Origin of the sequence: Streptomyces sp. NPDC050422, from assembly GCF_044458665.1 — a bacterium.
GTDB lineage: Bacteria > Actinomycetota > Actinomycetes > Streptomycetales > Streptomycetaceae > Streptomyces.
The window spans coordinates 150,600-174,089 of the sequence record NZ_JBITIE010000008.1; the positions used below are offsets into that span (position 1 = coordinate 150,600).

A 23,490-nucleotide genomic window follows, 5' to 3' on the forward strand; every position below is an offset into this window, starting at 1 on the left:
TCACACCGCATGGTGCCCGCAGAATGTTGCGGGTTGTACAAGTCATGGACGCGATGCCCGCCGAGGACGTAGCGTGCTGAGTCGCGCAGGGTGGCGCGGCAGTGGTGACCAGCTGCGATTCAGGACAGCAGGGCAGGTTGAGGGAGTGCTGGGGGACGACGCGGGGCTTACTGCCGCGGTGCTCGCGGCACAGGACGGGGACGAGGACGCCTTCCGTACTGTGTACCGCGCTGTGCAACCGCGACTGCTGGGCTACATACGGACGCTCGTGGGGGAGCCGGACGCCGAGGACGTGGCGTCCGAGGCGTGGCTGCAGATAGCCCGGGACCTCGACCGGTTCAGCGGTGACGCCGACCGGTTCCGGGGCTGGGCGGCGCGGATAGCGCGCAACCGCGCCCTGGACCATCTGCGGATGCGCGGCAGGCGGCCCGCCACCGGCGGCGACGAGACGGAACTGTCGGAGAAGCCGGCCGGGTCCGACACGGCCGACGAGGCGATCGAGGCGCTGGCCACCGGCCGCACCATGTCGCTCATCGCCCAGCTGCCGCAGGACCAGGCCGAGGCGGTGGTGCTGCGCGTGGTGGTCGGGCTCGACGCCAAGAGCGCGGCGCTGACGCTGGGCAAGCGGCCCGGCGCGGTCCGCACGGCCGCGCACCGCGGGCTGAAGCGGCTGGCCGAACTGCTGCGGGCGGACGGCGTGGACGGCCCGGACGGTGCCGGGCACCCGGGAGACGAGGGCGGTCTGCCGGCGGCCGGCCGCGCGGAGGGGAGCCGTCCGCACGGCGACGGACCGGCCGGCGGCGTCGGCGCACCCAGGGGACCGGCCGACGGCACGGCCCAGGCACCGTCCGCGCAGGGAAACGGGACGGGCCGGTCGATGGAACTCGGCGCCGTCCCCGCGCAACGCCCCTCCCGCACCGGCCTGGTGGCGCCCGCCGGTGTGACGCATTCGCGTCTGTGGACGCAGAAGGACATGTGATGGCCGACGAGCAGCACGAATGGCTTGACAAGGAAGCGGCGGAGAAAATGCTCCGCCGCGAACCGGTCGACCCTTCCGACGGCCGGCCCCGACACGAAGCAGAAAGGCTCGCGGCCGCCCTGAACGCCGCGGCCCGCACCGCCCGCCCCGCCGCCGGGGAACTGCCGGGCGAGGCCGCGGCACTGGCCGCCTTCCGCGCCGCCCGCGGCCCTGCCCCGCGTGCCGCCGCAGTGTCCGCAGCGGCGGACGCGGCACGGGAGGCCCGCACCGCGGGCACGGACGACTCCGCCGAGTCCGGGATGCTCGCCCCCGTACACATACGCCCGGCCGGTTCCGGCACGGCGTCCGGCGCAGCGGGTTCCCGCGGCCCCCGCCCCATGCGCTGGAGCCGGCCCATCCGCTTCGGCCTGGTCGCCTCCGTCGCGTGCTGCGCGATCGGCGGGGTGGCTGTGGCCGCGGGGACCGGGATGCTGCCCGGCCCCTTCAGCCGGCACACGCCCACGCCGGCGACGTCGGTGTCGGCCGCCGCGTCCCCCGAGGAGCTGGGTTCCGGCCTCACCACCGACGACGGGACGTCCGCGCCGCCGCCCGGATCCCCGGGCGAAAACACCGCATCGCCGAAGACTCCCGGGACCGACCGGAGCGACGGCCCGGAGAGCGACCGCTCCGGCGGCGGCACCACCGAAAAGGGCCACGCCGGCGACAGCGAGGACGGCACCGGCGACAGCCGGTCCGGCGGCGCCGAGCCCACCCCGTCGGACGGCACCGGCGCGACGCAGAACCCGGGCGGCCAGGACGGCGACGGGACGTCCGACGGGACGGGCGACACCGACGACAAGACCTCCGCCTGGTACGCCAAGACCCTGAAGGCCTGCCGCGACTACCGCGACGGCAAGCTCGACGCCGAGAGCAGAAGCCGCCTCGAAGCGCTGGCCAAGGGGGCCCGCAACCTCGACCGGTTCTGCGACCGGATGCTCGACCAGGCCGACGGGAAGAACGGCGACGGCCAGAACGGCGACGGCCAGAACGGCGACAGCGACGGCGGCGACGACCCGGCCGGCAGCGACGGTTCGTCCGGCGGCTCGGGCACCCTGCCCTCGATCGGGTTCTCGACCGCCTCCCCGGAGCCCTCGACGGCCGACGGCTCCCCGGCCGACGGGGCCTCGCGCTCCGCGTCGCCGGCGCTCCCCCTCGCGGCGCGCTGAGGCCCGCACCGCCCCGCCACCACCACCTGGTGTGACGTTTTTCGGCCTGCGGGCGCAGTAATGAGTGAGCCGACTGGTCATCGGCAGCGCCAGGAGCCGGGGTTCCCCCCGTACCTACGGCTCGGCGCACTGGCGCGGGCGGGACACGTTCCCCCGGTCCCGCCCGCGCCCCTCATTCACGGTCTCACTTGTAGACGACGACCTTGTCGCCGTTGCGGACCTGGGTGAACAGCGAGGCGATCTTCCCCTCGTCCCGGACGTTGACGCAGCCGTGCGAGGCGCCGTTGTAGCCGCGGGCCGCGAAGTCCGACGAGTAGTGCACCGCCTGGCCGCCGCTGAAGAACATCGCGTACGGCATGGCCGTGTGGTAGATCGACGACACGTGGTGCCGGGACTTCCAGTAGACGGAGAAGATGCCTTCGCGGGTCGGCGTGTACTGCGAGCCGAACCGCACGTCCATCGACGAGACGACCTTGCCGTCGATCATCCAGGACAGCGACCGGCTGTTCTTGCTGATGCAGATCACCCGGCCGGTCATGCAGCGCTTGTCCGGCTTCGCGGCCGGACGGGTGGTCGGCGGGTTCAGCTCGGCGGCCGTCGGCGTGTGCGTCATGCCGAGCAGCTTCTGCCAGGTGACCGAGTCCGTCTTCCCCGTACGGGACAGCCCGCGCTTGCCCTGGAAGGACTGCACCGCGGTGACCGTGACGGAGCCGTAGTAGCCGGTGGGGGTGCGGTCGAAGTGGCCGATCTGATGCAGGCGGGCCTGGAGCTCGCGCACCTGCTTGCCCTGCGAGCCGCTCGCCATCAGCACCTCGGCCTGCGGATCGGCCGGTGGCGTGGACTTCGGTGTCGTCTTCGGCGATGCGCTCGGCGATGCGCTCGGCTTCGTGCTCGCGGACGGCGTCGCCGACCGCGTTCCGTCCGTGCCGGGCTTGGCGTCGTCGGTGGGTGAGCTGCTCGCCGGTGGCAACGACGGAGCGGCCGACGCGCTGCCGGCGGGCTCCGCCCTGCATCCGGCGGTCACGGCGACGAGTGCCAGTACGGCGACGGCTGCGGACGCCGTGCCGGCTCTCCGGCCGCCCCTGTCCGCGTGGCCGCGCCCGGTCCTGCTGCTGCGTATCATCCCGGCCCCCTGAGTCTGCGGTATCTCATGAGACGGATTCCCGCTCTGCCCGGTTGCCGAATCCTGCGCATGATGGGGAAAGCGGCATCGAGGACCGGAGGATGTCAGGCATCAGGGCTGTGAGCAAGGTCCCAGCCCGGTCCCCTCCAACGGTTGCGCACCCGCCGCTACAGTCCGTCGCGAGAGCCAGTGGTTACCAGTGAGTAGCTTCAGCGGGAGGCACAGCAGATGACGCGCGAGTCGGAATCGGGACTGCCGATCGAGCCGGTCTACGGACCGGACACGCTCGACGGCTGGGACCCCGCCGAGAAGCTCGGCGAGCCGGGCGCCTACCCCTTCACGCGCGGTGTGTACCCGTCGATGTACACCGGACGCCCGTGGACGATGCGCCAGTACGCCGGCTTCGGTACGGCCACCGAGTCCAACGCTCGCTACAAGCAGCTCATCGCCAACGGCACGACGGGCCTGTCCGTCGCCTTCGACCTGCCCACCCAGATGGGCCACGACTCCGACGCGGAGATCGCGTCCGGCGAGGTCGGCAAGGTCGGGGTGGCGATCGACTCCATCGACGACATGCGCGTGCTGTTCGACGGGATCCCGCTGGAGCGGGTCTCCACGTCCATGACGATCAACGCCCCCGCCGCGCTGCTCCTGCTGATGTACCAGCTGGTGGGCGAGGAGCGGGGCGTCCCGGCGCAGCAGCTCACGGGCACCATCCAGAACGACGTGCTCAAGGAGTACATCGCCCGGGGCACGTACATCTTCCCGCCCGCGCCCTCGCTGCGGCTGACCGCCGACATCTTCAAGTACTGCCGGGCCGAGATCCCGAAGTGGAACACCATCTCGATCTCCGGCTACCACATGGCGGAGGCCGGGGCCTCGCCCGCGCAGGAGATCGCCTTCACGCTCGCGGACGGCATCGAGTACGTACGTACCGCCGTCGCGGCCGGCATGGACGTCGACGACTTCGCCCCGCGGCTCTCCTTCTTCTTCGTCTCGCGTACGACGATCCTGGAGGAGGTCGCCAAGTTCCGCGCCGCCCGCCGGATCTGGGCGAAGGTGATGAAGGAGGAGTTCGGCGCATCGAGCCCCAAGTCGCTGATGCTGCGCTTCCACACCCAGACCGCGGGCGTCCAGCTCACCGCCCAGCAGCCCGAGGTCAACCTGGTGCGCGTCGCGGTACAGGGCCTGGCCGCAGTCCTCGGCGGCACGCAGTCCCTGCACACCAACGCCTTCGACGAGGCCATCGCCCTGCCCACCGACAAGTCCGCCCGCCTCGCCCTGCGCACCCAGCAGGTCCTGGCGTACGAGACGGACGTGACGGCCACCGTCGACCCGTTCGCGGGCAGTTACGTCGTCGAGAAGATGACCGACGACGTCGAGGCCGCGGCCGTGGAACTGATGTCGAGGATCGAGGACATGGGTGGTGCCGTCCACGCGATCGAGCACGGCTTCCAGAAGAACGAGATCGAGCGCAGCGCCTACCGCATCGCCCTGGAGACGGACAGTGCCGAGCGGGTCGTCGTCGGTGTCAACCGCTTCCAGCTCGACGAGGAGGAGCCGTACGAGCCGCTCCGCGTCGACCCGGCGATCGAGGCCCAGCAGGCGGCCCGGCTGGCGAGGCTCCGCGCCGAACGCGACCAGGGCGCCGTGGACGCGGCACTGGCCGCGCTGCGCAAGGCGGCCGAGGGCACGGACAACGTGCTCTACCCGATGAAGGACGCGCTCAGGGCCCGCGCCACGGTGGGCGAGGTGTGCAACGCGCTCCGGGAGGTCTGGGGGGCGTACGTGCCCACCGAGGCCTTCTGAGGCACGGGGTTGAGGGTGAGGCGCGCGGGCGGCAACGTGCCGCCCCACGACGTCACTTGTGACGTCGTGGGGCGCGGATTGCTGTCACACCCCTGTGACACGGAACGGATGACTCCGCTGTAGTACCCACCCAGATCTATCCATGCAGCCCGCCCCACCTCACGGCCCCAGACTTCGAGGAAGCGGCATGCGACTCTCCCAGTCTTCCGAGCCCGAAAGGGCCATTCCTCACGGAGTCGATCATGTCTCGCCCAGGCGGGTATCCCGGTCTATGTCGTGGCCGACCGCAAGCACGACCAGGTGCTGCTGTGCAGCGACCCCCGGGGCGGCGAGTACAAGAACAAGGCGCACCACAAGCGCGGGACGTCGTTCGTCGTTCCCGACGAGGTCGGCGTGGAGATGGAGCTCTCGGTCGACCGGCTGCTCGACGGCGACGAGGACTGAGGGGGCGCCGTCCCCGTTGCGAAACCCCCGCCTCCGGAGTGTCGTACGCCCATGCGACACTCCGTTTCATGCTGGGTGTCACCGACCTTCCGACCTACCTCGCCGGCCTCGTACTGATCGTGCTGCTGCCGGGGCCGAATTCGCTGTACGTACTGTCCGTCGCCGCCCGGCGCGGGGTACGGACCGGCTATGTGGCCGCGGCCGGGGTGTGGACCGGGGACACCGTCCTGATGACGCTGTCCGCGCTCGGGGCCTCGTCCCTGCTGCAGACGACGCCGGTGCTCTTCGCCGTGGTGAAGTTCGCCGGCGCGGGCTATCTGACCTGGCTGGCCATCGGGATGCTGCGCGCCGCGGTATCGATGTGGCGCGAACGCCACCGCCGGGTCGCCCAGATCACGGGCGAGGACGCGGAGGGGGCCGGGGCTCCGGCCGGCATGGAGCGGCCGTACCGGCGGGCGCTGGTGGTCAGCCTGTTCAACCCGAAGGCGATCCTGTTCCTGATCTCGTTCTTCGTGCAGTTCGTCGACCCCGGGTACGCCTACCCGGCGCTCTCCTTCCTGCTGCTGGGCACCCTGCTCCAGATCGCCAGCTGCCTGTACCTGTCGATGCTGATATTCGGCGGCACCCGGCTGTCCGCCGCGTTCCGCCGCCGCAAGCGGCTCTCGGCGGGGGCCACTTCGGCGGCCGGGGTGCTGTTTCTCGGCTTCGCGGCGAAGCTCTCGCTCAGCAGCGTCTGACTCTCAGCCTGCCTTGGGGAAGAGGCCCAGTGGTGCGGCGTACTCCGCGAGCCCTGCGGTGTCCTCGCCCGCCCAGCCGATGTAGCCGTCCGGCCGGATCAGGAACAGCCCCTTGCCGTACGCCTCGTAGGCGTCCATGCGGTGCACCTTCACCTGAGGACCGGTGAACTCCGGCAGCTCCGCGTCGGTCCCGACCGCCAGCAGCGTGAAGTGCGGGCCCCGGAAGACGTCGAACAGCCGCCGCTCGCCCGTTGGCCCGTCGGGGGCCCGGTCACCGGCTTCCAGGACGCCCGCCCGGCCCGCCGACAGCGGTCCCTCGCGGTAGCCGAGGCCCAACTGCTGGGCGGCCGCGCCCCGCTCCTGCTCACCGCGGTGGATCCGGGTGGACAGGCCGAGGACCTCGGCGGCGATCGGCCGGCGCTCCTCCTCGTAGCTGTCGAGCAGGGCCGCGGCCGCCCCGTGACCCAGCACCTGGCCGAGCTTCCAGCCCAGGTTGTACGCGTCCTGCACGCTGGTGTTGAGCCCCTGGCCGCCCGCGGGGGAGTGGACGTGGGCGGCGTCCCCGGCCAGGAAGACCCGGCCGTCGCGGAACCGGTCGGCGAGCGCGGCACGCGGCCGGAAGTCGGAGGACCAGAGGATCTCCGTGATGTCCTGCGCGTCCAGGTGCGTGCGTGCGGCGACCACCGCGCGCACCCCGTCCGGGGAGGTGTCCGGTGCGCCCTCCTTGAACTGGGCGACCAGTTGGAAGTCCGCCGTGCCGGGCAGCGGGCACAGCGTGAGGAACCCCGCGTCGGTGCTCATCATGTGCCAGTTGAGCCGGTCGAGCGCGTCCTCGGCGACCCGTACGTCGGCCACCAGCATCGGCGCCGGGTCCACCGTCTCCCCGGTCATCGCGATGCCCAGTGCCCGCCGCACGGTGGAGCGCCCGCCGTCCGCCGCGACCAGGTAGGAGGCGCGGACCGGGCCGGTGGACAGGTGCGCGGTGACCCCGTCGGCGTCCTGGGCGAGACCGGTCAGGGCGGTCGAGAACACCACGTCGCCGCCCAGTTCGCGCAGCCGGGCCAGCAGGATCTCCTGGGTGCGCCACTGCGGCATCATCCACGGCTCCCCGTACGGCTCCGCGTCCGTCGGCGCCGCCACCCGGAACATGTGGTGCTCGCCCATCCGCTCCCCGCCCTGCCAGGCCATCCCGACCGGTGCCGGCCCCCCGTGTTCGCGGACCGCGTCGCCGACCCCGAGATCGTCGAGGACCTCCCGGGTGCGGGGCTGGATGCCCTTGCCGCGTGAGCCGCGGAAGAGCGCGGGCGCCTGCTCGATCAGCAGGGCGGGAACGCCCCGGCGGGCCAGATCGCAGGCCAGTGCGAGACCGCACGGGCCGGCGCCGACGACGAGGACCTCAGTGTCCTTAACATCGTTAAGTTCCATGTCCGGGAGTGTGTGCTTAACGGTGTTAAGTTGTCAAGGGTGGGGCTGTTAACTTGTCGAGGTGGGTACGACGAAGATCGACCGGTCCCGAGTGGCCGACACGGCGCTGCGGCTGCTGAACGAGGTGGGCCTGGACGGGCTCAGCCTGCGCGCCATCGCCAAGGAGCTGGACGTCAAGGCGCCCGCTCTCTACTGGCACTTCAAGGACAAACAGGCGCTGCTCGACGAGATGGCCACGGTGATGTACCGCCGGATGCTCGACGAGGGGCTGCCCGGTCCGACCCCGGAGCGCTGGCAGGACCAGCTCGTCGCGTACAACAGCGGGCTGCGCACCGCGCTGCTGCGCTACCGCGACGGGGCCAAGGTCTACGGGGGTGCGAAGTTCACCGGCACCGACCACGCGGACGGGCTCGAAAGCCATCTGCGGACCATGGTCGACGCCGGCTTCGAGTTGTGGCAGGCCGTCCGGGCGGGCACGACCGCGTACTCCTACACGATGGGCTTCGTCAGCGAGGAGCAGGGCGTCCGCCCGATGCCGGACCAGCAGCGCGAAGGCTTCGACATCGGCGAACGCGCGGAACGCATGGCCCGCTACCCGCTGGCCGCCGCGGCCGGCGCGGAGATCTTCGCCCACTACGACGAACGGTTCGAGGACGGCCTGCGGCTGATCGTCGCGGGCATCGAGGCGCGGTACGGGGCGGGGTGAGCGCCGCCCCGCCGGAGCGGGCGCCCGTCGCCCCGCCGGAGCGGGCGCCCGTCGCCCCGCCGGAGCGGGCGCCCGTCGCCGTCGTCCCTACGGTCGCGCGCGCCGCCTCCGTACGCGCGTCAGGGCCGCCGGTGCGAACGCCGTGGCGAGCAGGGTCGCCAGGGCCCCCGCCCCGGCGAAGGACCCGGCCCGCAGCCCCGGCGGCCGGAACGTGCAGTCCACCGTGGTCCGGTCACCGCTCACCGGCACGGCGACCAGGCCGAGATGCGAGTCGGCCGGACGCCCGTCGCAGCTCCACCCCGCGATCCGGGGCGCGGCCAGGACCGCCACCCCCTCGGTGTGCGGCGGGAGTTGGGCTCGTACGCCGCTGTCGGTGACGTCGACGATCGTCGCGCCGGTCCGCTTCAGCCCGGACACCGCATCGGCCAGGCGCCCCCGGTCCAGGCAGCCGACGGCCCCGCGTGGAACTGTGCCCGCCCTGGCGGCTCGCAGCGACACGGCGAGCTGTCCGCCGCCCGTGCCCAGCATGCGCATCCCGGCACGCCTGCCCGGCAACTCGCCGCGGAAGTCGGCCTGTTCACCGGAAGCTCCCAGCTGTGCCCGGCCGAACAGGTCGGGGGCCCACAGATACACCTCGCTGTTCGCGGGGCAGCTCGCGCTCAAGGTGTACGTACCCGGCCGCACCCGGTAGTCGTACGCGCCCTCGCCCGTCGCGTCCGTACCGTCCGCGGAGCGCAGGGTGGTCGTGGGCACCGTGTACACGGACGCACCCAGCAGCTTCTCCTGGTTGCGGAAGGGCGAACGGCCGAGCCGTGCACCGGCGTCGGCGGCAGGTCGCACCGTCACCAGCGGCGGCACGTCCTGCCGGGTGACCGTGACCGGGCGGTCGTCCGGGCGGTTCCAGCCCTGGTGCGGATCGCGCGGCACATGGACCCGGGCACCGACCGAGAACACCGCGTCGGTCACCGGGTTGTCCAGGCTGTGCAGGGCGCGGCCGTTCGACGTCCAGCCGGCGCCCAGTGCGAGGAACGTACGCGTCAGCACGTCCGGGGTGTGACTGCTGTAGTAGGCGCCGCCCTGGCCCCCGACCAGCAGCGGGTCGTTGGCGGTGGACTGTTCCAGGCCGGGGTCGGTGCGGTAGCGCGGCCAGCCGTCGGCGCGGGCGACCGCGGCGGCCTGCAGGTCCTGGCGCTCACCCCAGGGGGCGTAGTCGTCGAGCCGGTTCAGCCGCTGCCGGTCGGCGTACGCGGTCGTCGCGGCGGCCTGACCTGCCTGCGCCCCCACCAGCAGCAGCGCCGCGAGCACGGCGAACCTGCCGTTGCGGGCCAGGACCAGCGCACCGATCACGGCCAGCAGGCCCGCCGCGAACAGCGGGTACGTCCAGCCGGTGATCAGGGTGCTGGACGCGGCGCCGGCCGCGATCAGCGCCAGCACCACTGCGCCGCCCAGCAGGGTCCGCCGGTCGGGCCAGGCGGTGGCGACCGAGATCCAGGCGGCGATCACCACGAGCCCGGAGAGGACGAACGTCTGCCGGTACGGACTCCCGTTCGGCGTCGCGAAGGCGTGCCACAGCAGATGCGTGGGGCCCCACTGCAACGACAGCGCGACCACCGCCACCAGCCCCGCCCACACGAAGCGTTCGGCACGCGGCACGGCACGGTGGAAGGCCAGGGCGCAGGCCAGCAGCAGAGCGCCCGTCCCGAGGAACAGTGCCGGGCTGAAGAAGCTGTACGTGGCCGGCAGCAGCCGCGCCGCGGCGTCCGGCCAGGCGGCCGGGGCGAACGCCCGGTTCCAGCCGGGGTAGGCGTGCCGGGTTCCGAGGAACACCGGCACCAGGACGGGCGCGGCCAGCCCGATGCCGATCAGTACCGTCCGTACCGCGCGCGCCAGGCCCCGGACCCGCTCCCGCGACGTCCCGTCCTCCAGCAGCAGCCGCACCACCAGCACGAGGGCGGCGCCCAGCGTGGCCATGTACGCGGTGTAGAAGTTCGACACCCAGGCGAGCGTCACCAGCAGCGTCCCCAGCACCGGACGCCGCCCGGTGCGCGCCCACTCACCGGCCAGGCACAGCAACGGGAACGCGATCAGCCCGTCCAGCCACATCGGGTTGTAGACGGCCTCGACGACCGACCAGCCGCACAGGGCGTACGAGGCGCCGAGCACGGCCGCCAGCCACTCCCGGCCACGCCCCCGGCGCAATGCGGTGAGCAGCCAGGTCATGGCCGCCGCGGCCACCCCGGTCTTCACCAGCGTGACCGCGTACACGGCCAGGTCGATCCGGTCCCGCGGGAAGACCCCGACGAGCAGGGCGAACGGGCTGCTCAGGTACGTACCGAAGTCCGGCAGGAAGCTGCTGCCGAAGCCGGACTGCCAGTTCAGCAGCAGCCCACCGTCCGCCCGCCCGTGCAGCAGGTCCCAGAGCCGGGTGTGGAACGGGACGAACTGATTGCCCAGGTCGTTCACGCTGCGGGTGTGCGGGCCGAAGGGGTAGCTACGGGCCACCGCGTCCCCGGCGCAGACGATCGCGACGGTGAGCAGGGCGGCCAGGGCGGCACCCCGGCCGCGCGGCGATCGGAGCATCGGCTTCGGCATCGACGGAGTTCTCATGATGAGTCGAATATGTCATCGAACATCGCGAAATCACGGGCAGGGAAGGCTGGTTCATTCAATGGACGGCCGCGCTTCACGCAGCCGTCCCCGGCCGGTCGCGCACTGCGCGGGGTGCCTGGGCCGGGGGCCGGCACCGCGGCCCCCGGCCCGACGCATGGGTCAGCTGCCGGACGGCTTGGGCAGGGCCCGGTCCTCGAACGCCGGTGCGGTCCCGCTCGCGGCCGCTGCCGTGCGCGCCGCGAAGCTCTGCTGGACCACGTAGACGCGGGTCTGGTTGTCGGCGGTACGGAACGTGTAGGCCCAGGTCGGGCCGTTGCTGTTGGTGTAGGTGAAGGCGGTCGGCACGGTGGCGGCCGCCTCGCTCGTCACCTGCTGCCAGGCGCGCCAGGTGCCACTGCCCTGGGTCGTCTCGCCGGTGTTGTGGATGGTGCCGTCGGTGCCGCGCGCGACTATCTCGGTGAGGCCGGTCAGGGGCGAGATGACGGCGCTGGGCTCTCCGTCGGCGGTCAGCCCGGCGACGGTCTCCCAGGCCCCGTACGCACCGTTCTCGGCGGACTGGACCGCCGTGACGATGTGGCCCTGGCCGTCGTTGGCGAAGACCCGGATGCGGTAGCCGGGGTAGATGACGAGCGCGGGCGTGCCGCTGATGTTCTGCGCGCCGAGCCCGGTCCACGCGGAAAGGGTGCCGTTCGCGGAGAACTTGGCGGTGGTCTGCGTCCCGCCGGTGGTGGTGGCGAAGAGCTGGATGCCGTCGCGCACGGTGACAGCCTGGAGGGTGCCACCGAGGCCGGAACCGGAGAGCGGCATCCACCCCATGAAGTCCACATTGGCCCGTTGCTGGATGCGGTACCAGGGCTTGCCTTCGCCGTCGACGGCGAACTGCACGAGAAGCCCGTCGGGGGTCTTCGCGGTGACCGCGTGGTGGGCCATGGCGCCGGCCAGGTCGATCCAGTCGTTCCAGTCCGCGGAGGCCTTGGCCGTCTGGTTGCGCTGCCAGATGCTGCCGGAGGTGTTCTGCGCGGTGAGGACGACACGGCCGTCGGTGTGCCCGGTGAGGGTGGGGCGGCCGGTGAATGCCTCGTTGCCGGACACGGTGGTCCACTGGACGCCGTTGAAGTCCGAGGCGTCCGCCATCCGGCCGTGCACCAGGCGGCCGATGTTGTCCGTGTACGCGAACTCCAGTGACCCCGTCGCGGACTGGGTCACTGCGGCCGGGGTGTAGCTCTCCAGGGGCGCCGGCGGGGATGCCGGGGTGTGGTTCGCGTTGATCCGGCAGGCGTCGGGCGCCCCCGACACGTTGGAGTAGTTCTGCCAGCCCGCGCTGCCGACGGTCTTGTTGTAGACGGGGAAGTCGCGGATGTTCTCGTCGAAGCGGTAGTAGTCGGCGACGCCGGCCGCGTTCACCCCGACCAGGGTGTCCCCGCCGATCGAGGTGATCCCCCTGCTGTACTGGCGCCAGTCGGCCAGGCTCTCCACGACGTGACGCTCGATCCAGCGCTGGCTGGTGAAGTCGTAGCGCGAACGGTAGAGCTTGCCGTCGGTCGCCGAACGGCCGTAGACCACACCGGAGTCGGCGGCGACGATCAGGTCGTACCGCTCCCAGCCCTGGTCGATGATCTTCCCGCTGTCGGCGCTGAAGGTGTCGGCTGCGGAGTCGTACTTGTACGTGCGCAGCGCGCCCTCGTTGTCCAGTACCCATATCCGGTCGCCCCGGTCGATGGTGACCTGGTTGCGGTCCGCGGCCTTGGTCAGCCAGCCGAAGTTGGGGCTGATCTTCTTGTGGTGGATGTCCCAGGTGCCGGTCGCGCTGACCCGGTGGCTCAGGTAGAGCCCGTCGGCCTTGATCCCGTAGAAGCGCGCGCCCTGCCCCGCCAGCATCCGGCCGTAGCCGGTCCATCCGGTGTCGATCGTGCTGGGGGACGCCAGATTGCCGCCGCTGACCGGGGCCGGCATGTCGTAGCGCAGCAGCTTGCCGGCGGAGTCCAGGGCGTATACGGGGCCCGTGGCCGTGCAGGTGGCGGAGTCCGCCGCGTGTGCGGTGCCGGGCAGGGTTACGAGCAGCGGGAACGCGGTGATGGCGGCGGTCACGGCCGCGGCCCAACGGGCGGTGCGTGGCGTCGAGTGGGAAGTCATGGAGTCGGACGCTAGGCGAGCGGCGGTGAACGGGGCGGTAGCGGCCGGATGAAGAAGACGCGCTCACGATTGACGGGTACATGAACAGTCCGTGCATCCGTCGACACAGCTCCCTCACAGTCCCCAACATCAACTGATCTGTTCCATCACGCACTTGGGGGAGCCGTGCCTGCGTACCGAAGAATCGCGCGTCGTCTGCTGATGCTTCGCGCGGTACGCGGGATCTGGGGCACGGGCGTCGGTCTGGCCGTCGCCGTGACGCTGGCCGTCGGCTCGCTGGCCCTGGCCGGAAGCGGATTCCCTCTTTTCCCGGACCGGCCCGACGCGGCCAGGGGCCCCGGCCAGCAGTGGGGGAGCGCCGAAGGGCGCAGCCACGTCGAAGGCGGACCGGGCAACACCGAGTCGCCGACGTCGACGCGGGCCAAGTACCCGCTGGGGCCCCCGCAGCCGGCCCGGCCGGCGGTCCGGCCCAACATCGCCGCGGTCACCGAACCGCCGGCCGCCCGGACCACCGGATTCGACCGCGCGACCAGCATGGAACTCGTCTCCGAGCGTGATGCCCGCAGCCGCACGTACGCCAACCAGGACGGCACCCGTACCACCGAGATCTCCCCCACACCCCTCAACTACCGCGACGGCAAGGGCGACTGGCACCCGATCGACTCCGGGCTGACCGGGCGCGAGAGCACCGCCCCCGCCGCCGGGGCGGGCGAGGGTGACGCCGGGTGGACCAACACCGCCGACTCCGTCGGCCTCCACCTCGCCGCCCGCGCCGACGCCCCGCGGCTCGCCGCCCTCACCCTCCCGACGGGCGAGTCCTTCTCCTACGGACTGAGGGGCGCCGCGCCCGCACCCGGAAAGGCGGACGGCACCAGGGTCACCTACGAGCAGGTCCTGCCCGGCACCGATCTGTGGCTGGACTCGCAGGCCGGCGGGGTCAAGGAGACCCTCGTCCTGAACTCCGCCGCCGCCCCCGCCGAGTACGTCTTCCCGCTGGAGCTCGACGGACTCGACGCCACCGTCCGGAACGGCTCGGTCGTGCTCACCGGGACGGACGGCCGCACCAGGGCCGTCATTCCGGCCGGGTTCATGACGGACGCCCGGGGCGCCACCTCGTACGCCGTCCGCTACACACTCGTAGAAGGGGGCGAAGGCCCGGCCCTGAAAGTGAACGCCGACCGTGGCTGGCTCACCGACCCGGACCGGGCCTTTCCCGTCCGCGTCGACCCGTCCGTCGACACCGGCGCCGCGTCCACCTCCATGTACGTCAGGGACGGCGGCCCCTCCGTGGTCGGCGCCGAAGAACTCCAGGTGGGCCGCGGCCCGTCCGGCGCGACCTACTCCTACCTGGGCTTCCCCGGCCTCGACGAGCGGCTGCGCAACCACCGGATCTTCGGAGCGCAGCTCCAGATCGTGAACTTCGACTCCGCCTCCTGCAAGGCGCGGCCGGTTTCCGTCCACCCGGTGACCCAGTCCTGGACCGCGGGCACCGGCACGGCCTATCCGGGCCCCTCGGTCGGCGGGGCGCTCGCCACCAGGTCGTTCGCGTACGGACACGTCGCCTTCGGCGCCTCCAAGTCCAACTGCCCGGCGGCCGGAGAGCTCTTCGACCTCGGCAAGGGCGGCCGCGACCTGGTCCAGCGCTGGGCCGACGGCACCCAGGCCAACAACGGTCTGTCGCTGCGCGCCTCGGCGACCGACAGCCTCTCCTTCAAGAAGCTCACCGGCCACGCCACCGCGAACCCGCCGAAGCTGTTCGTCACGCACTCCCCGTACAGCGCCACGTACGCCTTCCCCAAGCCCGTCCCCGACCCGCCGGTGCTCCAGAACCAGGCGGGCAAGGTCAAGGTCGCGGTGACGAACAGGGGGGCCGATACCTGGACCCCGGGCACCTACTACCTCGCGTACCGCGCCTATGACGCCAAGGGCAAGCTGGTCACCCAGCAGCGGGCCGCCAACCTCACCGGCAACGTCGCCCACGGGGCGAAGGCCACCCTCGACGCGACCATCAAGGCGCTGCCGCCGGGCACGTACATGCTCGACTTCACCATGGTCCGCACCGGCGGCAAGGTCTTCACCGACGAGCAGGTGCCGCCCGGCCGGCTCACCCTCCAGGTCTTCGACATCGCCCCCGTGGTCAAGGAGCAGTTCCCGCCCAACGGCTACCAGGCCCAGACCCTCACCCCGCAGCTCTGGGCCGCCGGGGTCGACATCGACGCCCCGCCCGGTTCGGCCCTCCAGTACAAGTACGAGATCTGCGAAGCGGACAAGGGCGGCAAGCCGACCGGCTGCACCACCTCCGCCTACCAGACGTCGTCCGCCTACCCCGTCCCGGCCGGCCGGCTGAAGTGGGGCACCACCTATCTGTGGCGCGGCTTCGTCAAGGACGCGTCCAACGAGGTCCCCACGGCGCAGATCGCGCTGGTCGCCGCCGTGCCGCAGCCCGAGATCACCTCGCGGCTGTCCGAGGCGCCCGGCAAGGAGTTCGACCCGAACGTCGGGAACTTCACCTCCTCCGCCATCGACGCGTCGCTCACCACGACCGGGCCCGACCTGACCCTGGTCCGCACGTACAACAGCCTCGACCCGAGGCGCGACCTCGCGTTCGGCGCGGGCTGGTCGACCCGGTACGACATGCGGCTCACCGCCGACGACGACGGCAGCGGCAACGTCGTCATCCGCTACCCCGACGGCCAGGACGTCCGCTTCGGCAAGAACCCGGACGGCACCTTCGCCCCGCCGCCCGGCCGGTACGCCAAGCTCACCCTCGACGCCACGGCGGGCACCTACCGGCTCCAGGACAAGTCCGGCACCAGCTACGACTTCAGCACCGGCGGGCTCCTCTCGAAGATCACGGACGCTTCGTCCAACGTGGTCACCTACACCTGGTCCGGCGGGAAGATCCAGAGCGCCGCGCACCCCCGCAGCGGCCGCTCGCTGAACTTCACGTGGACCGGCTCCCACGTCACCGCGGTGTCGACCAATCCGGTCGACGGCGCCCCGCTCACATGGTCGTACACCTACACCGGCGACCTGCTCGACAAGGTCTGCGACCCGACCGGAGGCTGCACCCGGTATGCGTACGGGGCGGGCAGCCACTACGGCAGCACCGTGCTCGACTCCCGCCCCGAGTCCTACTGGAAGCTGGGCGAGGCCGAAGGCACGGCGGCCGACAGCGCGGTCGAGGCCAATCTCGGCAAGGACCGCGGCACCTCCACCGACGTCACCCTCGGCGCGGCCGGGGCGATCCCCGGCGACCCGGGCACCGCGGCCGGATTCAACGGCAGTACCTCCCGCATCGTCCTGCCCTCCGGCACGCTCAAGAAGAGCCGGGACACGGCCGTCGAGGTGTGGTTCAAGACGCCCGCGACCGGCGTCGGCGGCCCGCTCGTCGGCTACCAGAACAAGGCATGGGGCACCGCACCGGGGGCCGGTGCGCCCGCACTGTACGTCGGCAACGACGGCAAGCTGCGGGGCCAGTTCTGGACCGGAACCGTCGCCCCGATCACCGACACCACCAAGAACGTCAACGACGGCAAGTGGCACCACGCCGTGCTCTCGGCCTCCGGCTCCACCCAGAGCCTCTACCTGGACGGGAAGCTCTCCGGCACCGTCACCGGAAAGCAGCTCGTCGCCGGCGACCTGACCTACAACCAGATCGGCGCCGCACACGCCACCACCCCGGCCTCCTGGCCCGGCTGGGGCAGCACCGCGGCCCGCTCCTTCGCCGGCAGCATCGACGACGTCGCCGTCTACCACCACCCGCTGGGCGCGACGGCCGTCGCCGGCCACTTCCGCGAGGGCACCCGGACCGCGGACGTGCTGACCCGGACGACGTTGCCCTCCGACCGCATCGCGTCCGAGGTCACCTACGACACCGCCCGTGACCGCGTCCAGGAGTACACCGACCGCAACGGCGGCATCTGGAAGATCGGCACGCCCGCGGTCTTCGGCAACGACACGGACCTGCGCCGCACCGTGGAGGTCCACGACCCGGTCGATTCGCCGTACTTCTACGAGTACGACGGCCTGACCTCGCGGATGCTGCGCTACGGCGAGCCGATGGCGCTCGGCGCCCGCGATCCGGACCCCTCGCCGAGCCCGTCGGACACCGACCCGCCGCAGGAGGTCTGCACCGAGCCCGACCCGGGCGACCCGGCGTTCTGCACCAATCCGCCCGGTGACGGCGGCAGCGAACCGGACTTCATCCGGCACCCCGCCGACGGTGTCGCCATCCGTCTCTTCGCGTACGACGACAACGGCTTCCAGACCGGTATCACCAGCGAGAACGGTGACCAGGTCACCCTTGGCTACGACGACCGGGGCAACGTCACCAGCCGCACGACCTGCCGGACCAAGGACGACTGCCAGACCTCGTACACCACCTACCCGGCCCCGGCCGGGGACATCGACCTGCGCGCCGACCAGCCCTCGCAGACCCTCGACGGCCGGTCCTCCGGACCCACCGACACCCGCTTCCGTACCCAGTACCAGTACGACACCCGAGGGCTGCTCACCCAGCAGACGGCAGCCGACGGCGGCACCGTCAAGAACACCTACACCACCGGCGCCGAACCCGCCGTCAACGGCGGCAACACCCCCACCGGTCTCCCGCTGACCTCCACCGACCCGCGCGGCAAGGTCACCCGCTACCTGTACTTCACCACCGGTGACCTCGCCCAGGTCACCGAACCCTCCGCGCTGGTCACGAAGTTCACCTACGACGCGCTGGGCCGCAAACTCACCGAGACCGCCGTCTCGGACGCCCAGCCCGGTGGCGCCACCGTGACCCTCGCCTACGACAAGCTGTCCCGGCTCGTCTCCACCACCGAACCGGCCGCGACCAACGTCGTCACCCTCTCCAAGCACCAGCAGCGCACCGTCACCGGCTACGACGCCGACGGCAACACCGTGCGCACCGAGGTCAGCGACGTGCTCGGCGGCGACGCCGCACGCGTGATGACCTTCGAGCACGACGCGTACGGGAGGCCGGAGAAGGTGACCGACGCCGAGGGCAGCGAGACCACCTACGGCTACGACGCGCTCGGCAACAAGACCTCGATGGTGGACGCGAACGACAACCACTTCGACTACGTGTACACCGCGCGCAACATGATGGCCGAGACCCGGATGCGCGACTGGGACGACGACGGCGGAGACCCGGACTACACCGTCCTGCAGTCGTACGCGTACGACATGGGCGGCAGGGTCGTCCGCAACACGGACGCGATGGGACGCGACCTCGTCTACGAGTACTTCGGCGACGACCTGCTCAAGTCCCTCACGCTCAAGGGATTCCACAACCCCGACGGCACCCGACGGGACATCGTCGTCGAGTCCAACGTCTACGACGGCGCCGGCAACGTCCTGACCGAGAAGGCGAACAACGGCAAGCTCGTCACCGAGTACACCTACGACGCGGTCGGCCGCACCAAGTCCGAGGTCACCGACCCGGCCGGTCTCGCCCGCCGGACCACGTACGGCTACGACCTCGCGGGCAACGTGGAGACCACCACCTCCAACGGCGCCCCGTCCAACGTGCCGTGGCCCACGAGCGCCACACCCGAGACCGTCCGGTACGTCTACGACAACGCGGGCAACGCCGAGCAGGAGATCGTCCAGAACGGCACCGAGAGCCGCGCCACGGTCTACGGGTACGACCAGCGTGGCCTCGTCACCTCCCGTACGGACCCGGCGGGCAACCGCACCGACTACGCCTACGACGAGGTCGGCCGCCCGCTCTCGGCCACCTCACCCCCCGTGGCGACCGAGTCCGGCGGCACGGCCCCCGTCACCTCCCGGCCCGCCACCTACACCGGCTATGACAGCTTCGGCGCGGTCACCGAATCCGTAGATGCGGCCGGCAACACCAACCGCACCACCTACGACCGGCTGGGACGCGCCCTCACCGCCACCGCCCCCGCCTACCGGGCCCCCGGTTCCACCGAGACCGTCACCCCGACGACCTCCCGGAGCTACGACGCGCTGGGCAACGTGGCCACCGCGACCGATCCGCTCGGCCGGGTCACCGAGTTCGGCTACGACCGGCAGAACCGGCTCACCACCAAGGACGTGCCCGCGGGCAAGGACGACGAGCACGCGCGATGGACGTACACCTACACCCGCACCGGTGAACTCCTCACCGTCACCGGCCCGGACGGGGCCCGCGCCGAGACGACGTACGACGACCTCGACCGGCCCGTCACCACCACCACGATCGAACGCAGGCCGGAACCCGGCGCGTTCACCACCCGCAACGAGTACGACGACGCGGGCAATGTGGTCAAGCAGACCGCACCCGGCGGCGATGTGAGCCAGTACGGCTACGACAGTCTGGGACAGCTCGCCCGGGCGACCGACCCGGGCGGGGTGGTCACCCAGTTCGGCTACGACATGAGCGGGCGCGAGGTCCGCAGCACCGACGGCATGGGCCGCACCTCGGCCAAGCTCTTCGACGCCTTCGGTCAACTGGTCCAGGACTCCGACCTGGACGCGGACAACAGCCCGCTGCGCAAGGTCGACTACGGCTACGACACGGCCGGCAACCTCACCACCTCCACCGACCCGCTCGGCCGCACCACCCGCTACGCGTACGACCCGCTCGGCAGGCTGACCGGACAGACCGAACCGGTCTTCGACACCGAGTCCATCACCACCTCCTTCGGATACGACGCCCTGGGCAACCGCACCCGCTACACCGACGGCCGCGGCAACAAGACCTTCTACACGGTCAACACCCTCGGCCTGCCCGAGTCCGTCGTCGAACCGGAGACCAGCCGCGACCCGGCCCCGCAGGACCGCACCTGGACCACCGCGTACGACGCGGCGGGCCAGGCCCTGCAGGCCACCGCACCCGGCGGCGTGGTCCAAACCCGCGGCTACGACCGGGCCGGCCTCCTCGTCCACGAGACCGGCAGCGGCGCCGAGGCCGCCACCGCGGAGAAGACCTTCGGCTACGACACCTCGGGCCGGCTGACGAAGGCGTCGTCCCCCAAGGGCGAGAACACCTACGCGTACAACGACCGCGGCTCGCTGATCGAGGCGAAGGGACCGTCCGGTTCCGCGACGTACGAGTACGACGCGGACGGCCGGCTCACCTCCCGTACCGACGCCGCGGGCACGGCGAGCTTCGGCTACGCCCGCAGCCAGCTGACCTCCGCCACCGATCCGCTCACCGGTGCCGCCCAGACCTACCGCTACGACGGGGCGGGCTCGGTCAAGGAGATCGACTACGGCGCCGGCCAGTCGCGCAGCTTCGCCTACGACGATCTGGGCCGGATCGGCACGGACACCGTGACGAGCAGTGGCGGCGCCACCGTCGCGGCGACCGACTACGGCTACGACTCCGACGACCACCTCACCTCCAAGAAGACCACCGGCACGGCCGAGGCCGGTGAGAACACCTACGGCTACGACGACGCCGGACGCCTCACCTCATGGACGGAGAACGACACCACCACCGAGTACGGGTGGGACAAGAGCGGCAACCGCGTGCAGAACGGAGACAGGGCAGCCACCTTCGACGAACGCAACCGGCTGCTGTCCGACGGGGACTACACCTACGACCACACCCCGCGCGGCACCCTGGCCAGTCGCACCAGCTCCGGCATGACGGAGGAGTTCACCTTCGACGCCTTCGACCGGCTGACGAAGGCGGGGGAGTCCGGGACCGAGTACACCTACGACTCCCTGGACCGGGTGGCGTCCCGCAACGACGCGGACTTCAGCTACGCGGGTCTCGCACCCGACCCGGTCAGGGACAACAACTCCACCTACGGCAGGGGAGCTTTCGACGAACTGCTCTCGGTGGCGGAGGGCACCGGTGCGGCGCAGCTGACGGTTTCGGACAAACACGGCGACGTGGTCGGCGGCTTGTCGGCGACCGACGGCTCGGCCACCGCGCTGACCGGCTCCACGGCCTTCGATCCGTTCGGGCAGCCGTCCGCGGCGAGTGAAGCGCAGCCGGCCACGGCGGGCAACGCCGGATACCAGGGCGACTGGACCGACCCCGACACCGAACAGGTGAACATGGGGGCGCGCTGGTACGACCCGGGCACCGGGGCCTTCGACTCCAGGGACTCCTACACGTACGCCTCCGGAGCCTCGATCCTCGCGAACCGGTACACCTACGGGGCAGGTGCCCCGATGGACTACTCCGACCCGGACGGTCACTGGCCCAGCTGCGGCTGGTGCAAGAAGGCGTACAACAAGGTCAAGAAGAACAAGTACGTCCGTGCTGCAGTCAAGACCGCCAAGAACATCGTCAAGGCGGTCGTCTACACGGTCCGCCACCCCGTTTCCGCGCTGAAGAAGGCGATCGGCTATGCGGGCAAGGTGGCGAGCTACATCTACCGCAAGTCCGGTCTGAAGACGATCGTCGATGCCGGCGTGCGGATAGCCAAGAGTGTCGGACGCAGTACCGGGGCCACCCAATGGGCCCGGGAGAAGGCAGCCGAGGCGCGCCGGATCTACCACGAGACGCGGGCCGCGGTCAGCCGGAAGGCCCGGTCGGCGGCCGCGTTCGTCGCCAAGCACAACCCGATCCCCGACATCGTGGCCGCGGCCCGGCCACTCATGGCGGTGGCCAAGGCGATCGTGACGGCCGATCCCAATCTGCCGGCGATCCTCGTCGGTGCGGCCCGCGACGTGATCGCGGACGTGGCGAAGGCGACGGACGCCATTCGCGAGGCCGTGGTCGAACAGGTCGGCGCCGTCGTCGAGACGGTCCGCGACTCCGTCGACTGGGGTGCGGTCTGGGAGGGCGCCAAGACCGTCGGCAACGTCGTCGGCGATGTCACCGGCTTCAACGACATCCGGGACTGCGTCACCACCGGCGACATGGAGGCCTGCGCCTGGGCCGTCGCGACGGTGGCCGGTGTGGCCCTCGGAGGAGTCGGCGCCGGTGCGGTCCGGGCAGCCAAGGCGGGCCGGATGGCGACGAAGGCCGCGAAGTACGCGGACGACATCGCGAAGGCCGCCAGGAAGGCCGACGACACACTCGACCGGGTCGAGTCGGCGGTCGAATGCGCCCAGCTCGCCTCCGACCTGGTGGGCAACAGCTTCGTGCCGGGCACCGACGTGCTGATGGCCGACGGCAGCCGGCAACCGATCGAACAGGTCGAGGCGGGCGACAAGGTCCGGGCCACCGACCCCACCACCGGGAAGACCTCCACCCAGGAGGTCACGGCCACCATCAAGGGCAAGGGCCTGAAGAAACTGGTCCGCCTGACCCTCGACACGGACGGCGACCGCGGCGAGGCGACCGACACCCTGACCGCGACCGCGGGCCACCCGTTCTGGGTCCCGTCCGTACGCAAGTGGCTGAAGGCCGAGGAACTGAAGCCCGGCCAGTGGCTGGAGACCGGCTCGGGCACCCGCGTCCAGGTGGACGCGGTCCGCGCCTGGACGCAGCAGGCGGCGGTCTACAACCTGAGCGTGGCCAGGGCGCATACGTACTTCGTGGCGGCGGGGGCCACTCCGGTCCTGGTGCACAACTGCGGCGGGGGTGACGTCGATTACGGCGAGGTACTCCCCGGAGGGCGTCGGACCGGGGTGACGGCCATCATCGCCCCGGGAGTCACCAAGGGGACCAAGGCGGGCCGAAGGATCCTGCCTCCGGGCTTCGTGAAGAACTCGCCCGGTCACACGAGGGGGCATCTCCTCCCGCAGTCGCTGGGCGGTGACGGCAAGGTCGAAGCGAACATCGTCCGCACCAATTCGAAGGTGGACAATGGGGCGATGGCGACGTTCGGAGACTCGATCGCGGCGCACGTCGCGAAGGGCAACACCGTGCTCTTCCAGGCAACACCACGCTACTTGCAGGGGTCGAACGTCCCGTTCAGGGTGGACATCCACGCCTACGACGACAACGGCTGGTCCACCGCGGCTCAATTCCTGGTCGACTGAAAGGTGCCGAAGGACGTGTTTCCGTTCGAACTGGTTCGACTGACCGATTCCGAGAACGAGGTCAGGATCACCGTGTTCTCGGCGATGGACTCCGCGTTCTGGGAGGCGGAGATCGCGGTGACCAGTCTGTTCGTCAAGGGCAGCACGCTGCTCGTCCTGTCCCGTTCCAAGCTGGAGTCGTGGGGCAGGGCCCTGGAGCAGCTTGCCCTGGAACAGGACGTCATCTGGATGGCATCGGACCGAGGCCCCACGGTGAGCATCCAGCTCGACGGCGAGCGGGACTGCCCGGAGGTCGTTGTGGAGGACGAATCGATCTCCATGGTGACCGTCCGGATCCCGATCGCCCTCGAGGACGGGTGGATCGCCGACCACCAGGAACGCGTCAGCCGCTTCGTCGGGCAGCTGTGACGGCT

At 71.2% G+C, this 23,490-nt stretch carries 12 protein-coding genes; 8 read left to right on the forward strand and 4 right to left on the reverse strand.

Going from position 1 to position 23,490, the window contains the following annotated elements; genetic code table 11:
• The first annotated feature begins 145 nt into the window (after positions 1-145).
• Both ACIBJG_RS14240 and ACIBJG_RS14245 read left to right on the forward strand, forming a co-directional pair.
• Positions 146-979, forward strand: coding sequence for an RNA polymerase sigma factor (locus ACIBJG_RS14240; protein WP_399307769.1), 834 nt, complete (start codon positions 146-148; stop codon positions 977-979).
• Complete coding sequence (locus ACIBJG_RS14245; protein WP_399307770.1) at positions 979-2,184, forward strand: hypothetical protein; 1,206 nt, start codon at positions 979-981, stop codon at positions 2,182-2,184. Before ACIBJG_RS14240 ends, ACIBJG_RS14245 begins: the two co-directional genes overlap by 1 nt.
• Positions 2,185-2,368: 184 nt before the next feature.
• Here ACIBJG_RS14245 and ACIBJG_RS14250 read toward each other — a convergent pair whose 3' ends face one another.
• Positions 2,369-3,307, reverse strand: coding sequence for a L,D-transpeptidase family protein (locus ACIBJG_RS14250; RefSeq protein ID WP_399307771.1), 939 nt, complete (start codon positions 3,305-3,307; stop codon positions 2,369-2,371).
• A 228-nt stretch (positions 3,308-3,535) separates the two neighbouring features.
• Between ACIBJG_RS14250 and ACIBJG_RS14255 the strand changes: the two genes are divergently transcribed.
• From ACIBJG_RS14255 to leuE, 3 genes are all read left to right on the forward strand, one after another.
• Entirely contained in the window at positions 3,536-5,116 is a 1,581-nt protein-coding gene (locus ACIBJG_RS14255; protein WP_399307772.1) for a methylmalonyl-CoA mutase, read from the forward strand.
• Between the two features lie 276 nt (positions 5,117-5,392).
• Complete coding sequence (locus tag ACIBJG_RS14260; RefSeq protein ID WP_399307773.1) at positions 5,393-5,560, forward strand: hypothetical protein; 168 nt, start codon at positions 5,393-5,395, stop codon at positions 5,558-5,560.
• A gap of 68 nt (positions 5,561-5,628) precedes the next feature.
• Positions 5,629-6,297 carry a leucine efflux protein LeuE gene (gene leuE / locus ACIBJG_RS14265; RefSeq protein ID WP_399307774.1) on the forward strand — a complete coding sequence of 223 codons (669 nt, stop codon included), beginning with the start codon at positions 5,629-5,631 and terminating at the stop codon, positions 6,295-6,297.
• A 3-nt stretch (positions 6,298-6,300) separates the two neighbouring features.
• Here the strand turns inward: leuE and ACIBJG_RS14270 are convergent, their stop codons facing one another.
• A complete protein-coding gene (locus ACIBJG_RS14270) occupies positions 6,301-7,722 on the reverse strand; it encodes an FAD-dependent monooxygenase (RefSeq protein ID WP_399307775.1) in 1,422 nt (473 codons plus the stop codon).
• A gap of 61 nt (positions 7,723-7,783) precedes the next feature.
• On the opposite strand from ACIBJG_RS14270, the gene ACIBJG_RS14275 reads away from it, so the two are divergent.
• Positions 7,784-8,428: a TetR/AcrR family transcriptional regulator C-terminal domain-containing protein gene (locus ACIBJG_RS14275; RefSeq protein WP_399307776.1), complete on the forward strand. Its 645-nt coding sequence runs from the start codon at positions 7,784-7,786 to the stop codon at positions 8,426-8,428.
• A gap of 87 nt (positions 8,429-8,515) precedes the next feature.
• On the opposite strand, the gene ACIBJG_RS14280 is transcribed toward ACIBJG_RS14275, so the two are convergent.
• Positions 8,516-11,035 (reverse strand): YfhO family protein, encoded by a 2,520-nt coding sequence (locus tag ACIBJG_RS14280; protein ID WP_399307777.1) that lies wholly within the window; start codon positions 11,033-11,035, stop codon positions 8,516-8,518.
• Between the two features lie 162 nt (positions 11,036-11,197).
• A complete protein-coding gene (locus tag ACIBJG_RS14285) occupies positions 11,198-13,171 on the reverse strand; it encodes a tachylectin-related carbohydrate-binding protein (RefSeq protein ID WP_399307778.1) in 1,974 nt (657 codons plus the stop codon).
• A gap of 201 nt (positions 13,172-13,372) precedes the next feature.
• Here ACIBJG_RS14285 and ACIBJG_RS14290 point away from each other — a divergent pair, with 201 nt between their 5' ends.
• Entirely contained in the window at positions 13,373-23,077 is a 9,705-nt protein-coding gene (locus ACIBJG_RS14290; RefSeq protein ID WP_399307779.1) for a polymorphic toxin-type HINT domain-containing protein, read from the forward strand.
• Positions 23,078-23,092: 15 nt separating this feature from the next.
• Positions 23,093-23,485 carry a DUF5959 family protein gene (locus tag ACIBJG_RS14295; RefSeq protein ID WP_399307780.1) on the forward strand — a complete coding sequence of 131 codons (393 nt, stop codon included), beginning with the start codon at positions 23,093-23,095 and terminating at the stop codon, positions 23,483-23,485.
• The last annotated feature ends 5 nt before the right edge of the window (positions 23,486-23,490 follow it).

Excerpts from the sequence above, each read along its gene's own strand:
- ACIBJG_RS14255 (WP_399307772.1), top strand. The coding sequence starts at position 3,536 with ATGACGCGCGAGTCGGAATCGGGACTGCCGATCGAGCCGGTCTACGGA.
- ACIBJG_RS14250 (WP_399307771.1), bottom strand. The coding sequence starts at position 3,307 with ATGATACGCAGCAGCAGGACCGGGCGCGGCCACGCGGACAGGGGCGGC.
- ACIBJG_RS14270 (WP_399307775.1), bottom strand. The coding sequence starts at position 7,722 with ATGGAACTTAACGATGTTAAGGACACTGAGGTCCTCGTCGTCGGCGCC.
- ACIBJG_RS14285 (WP_399307778.1), bottom strand. The coding sequence starts at position 13,171 with ATGACTTCCCACTCGACGCCACGCACCGCCCGTTGGGCCGCGGCCGTG.
- leuE (WP_399307774.1), top strand. The coding sequence starts at position 5,629 with ATGCTGGGTGTCACCGACCTTCCGACCTACCTCGCCGGCCTCGTACTG.
- ACIBJG_RS14290 (WP_399307779.1), top strand. The coding sequence starts at position 13,373 with ATGCTTCGCGCGGTACGCGGGATCTGGGGCACGGGCGTCGGTCTGGCC.
- ACIBJG_RS14280 (WP_399307777.1), bottom strand. The coding sequence starts at position 11,035 with ATGAGAACTCCGTCGATGCCGAAGCCGATGCTCCGATCGCCGCGCGGC.
- ACIBJG_RS14245 (WP_399307770.1), top strand. The coding sequence starts at position 979 with ATGGCCGACGAGCAGCACGAATGGCTTGACAAGGAAGCGGCGGAGAAA.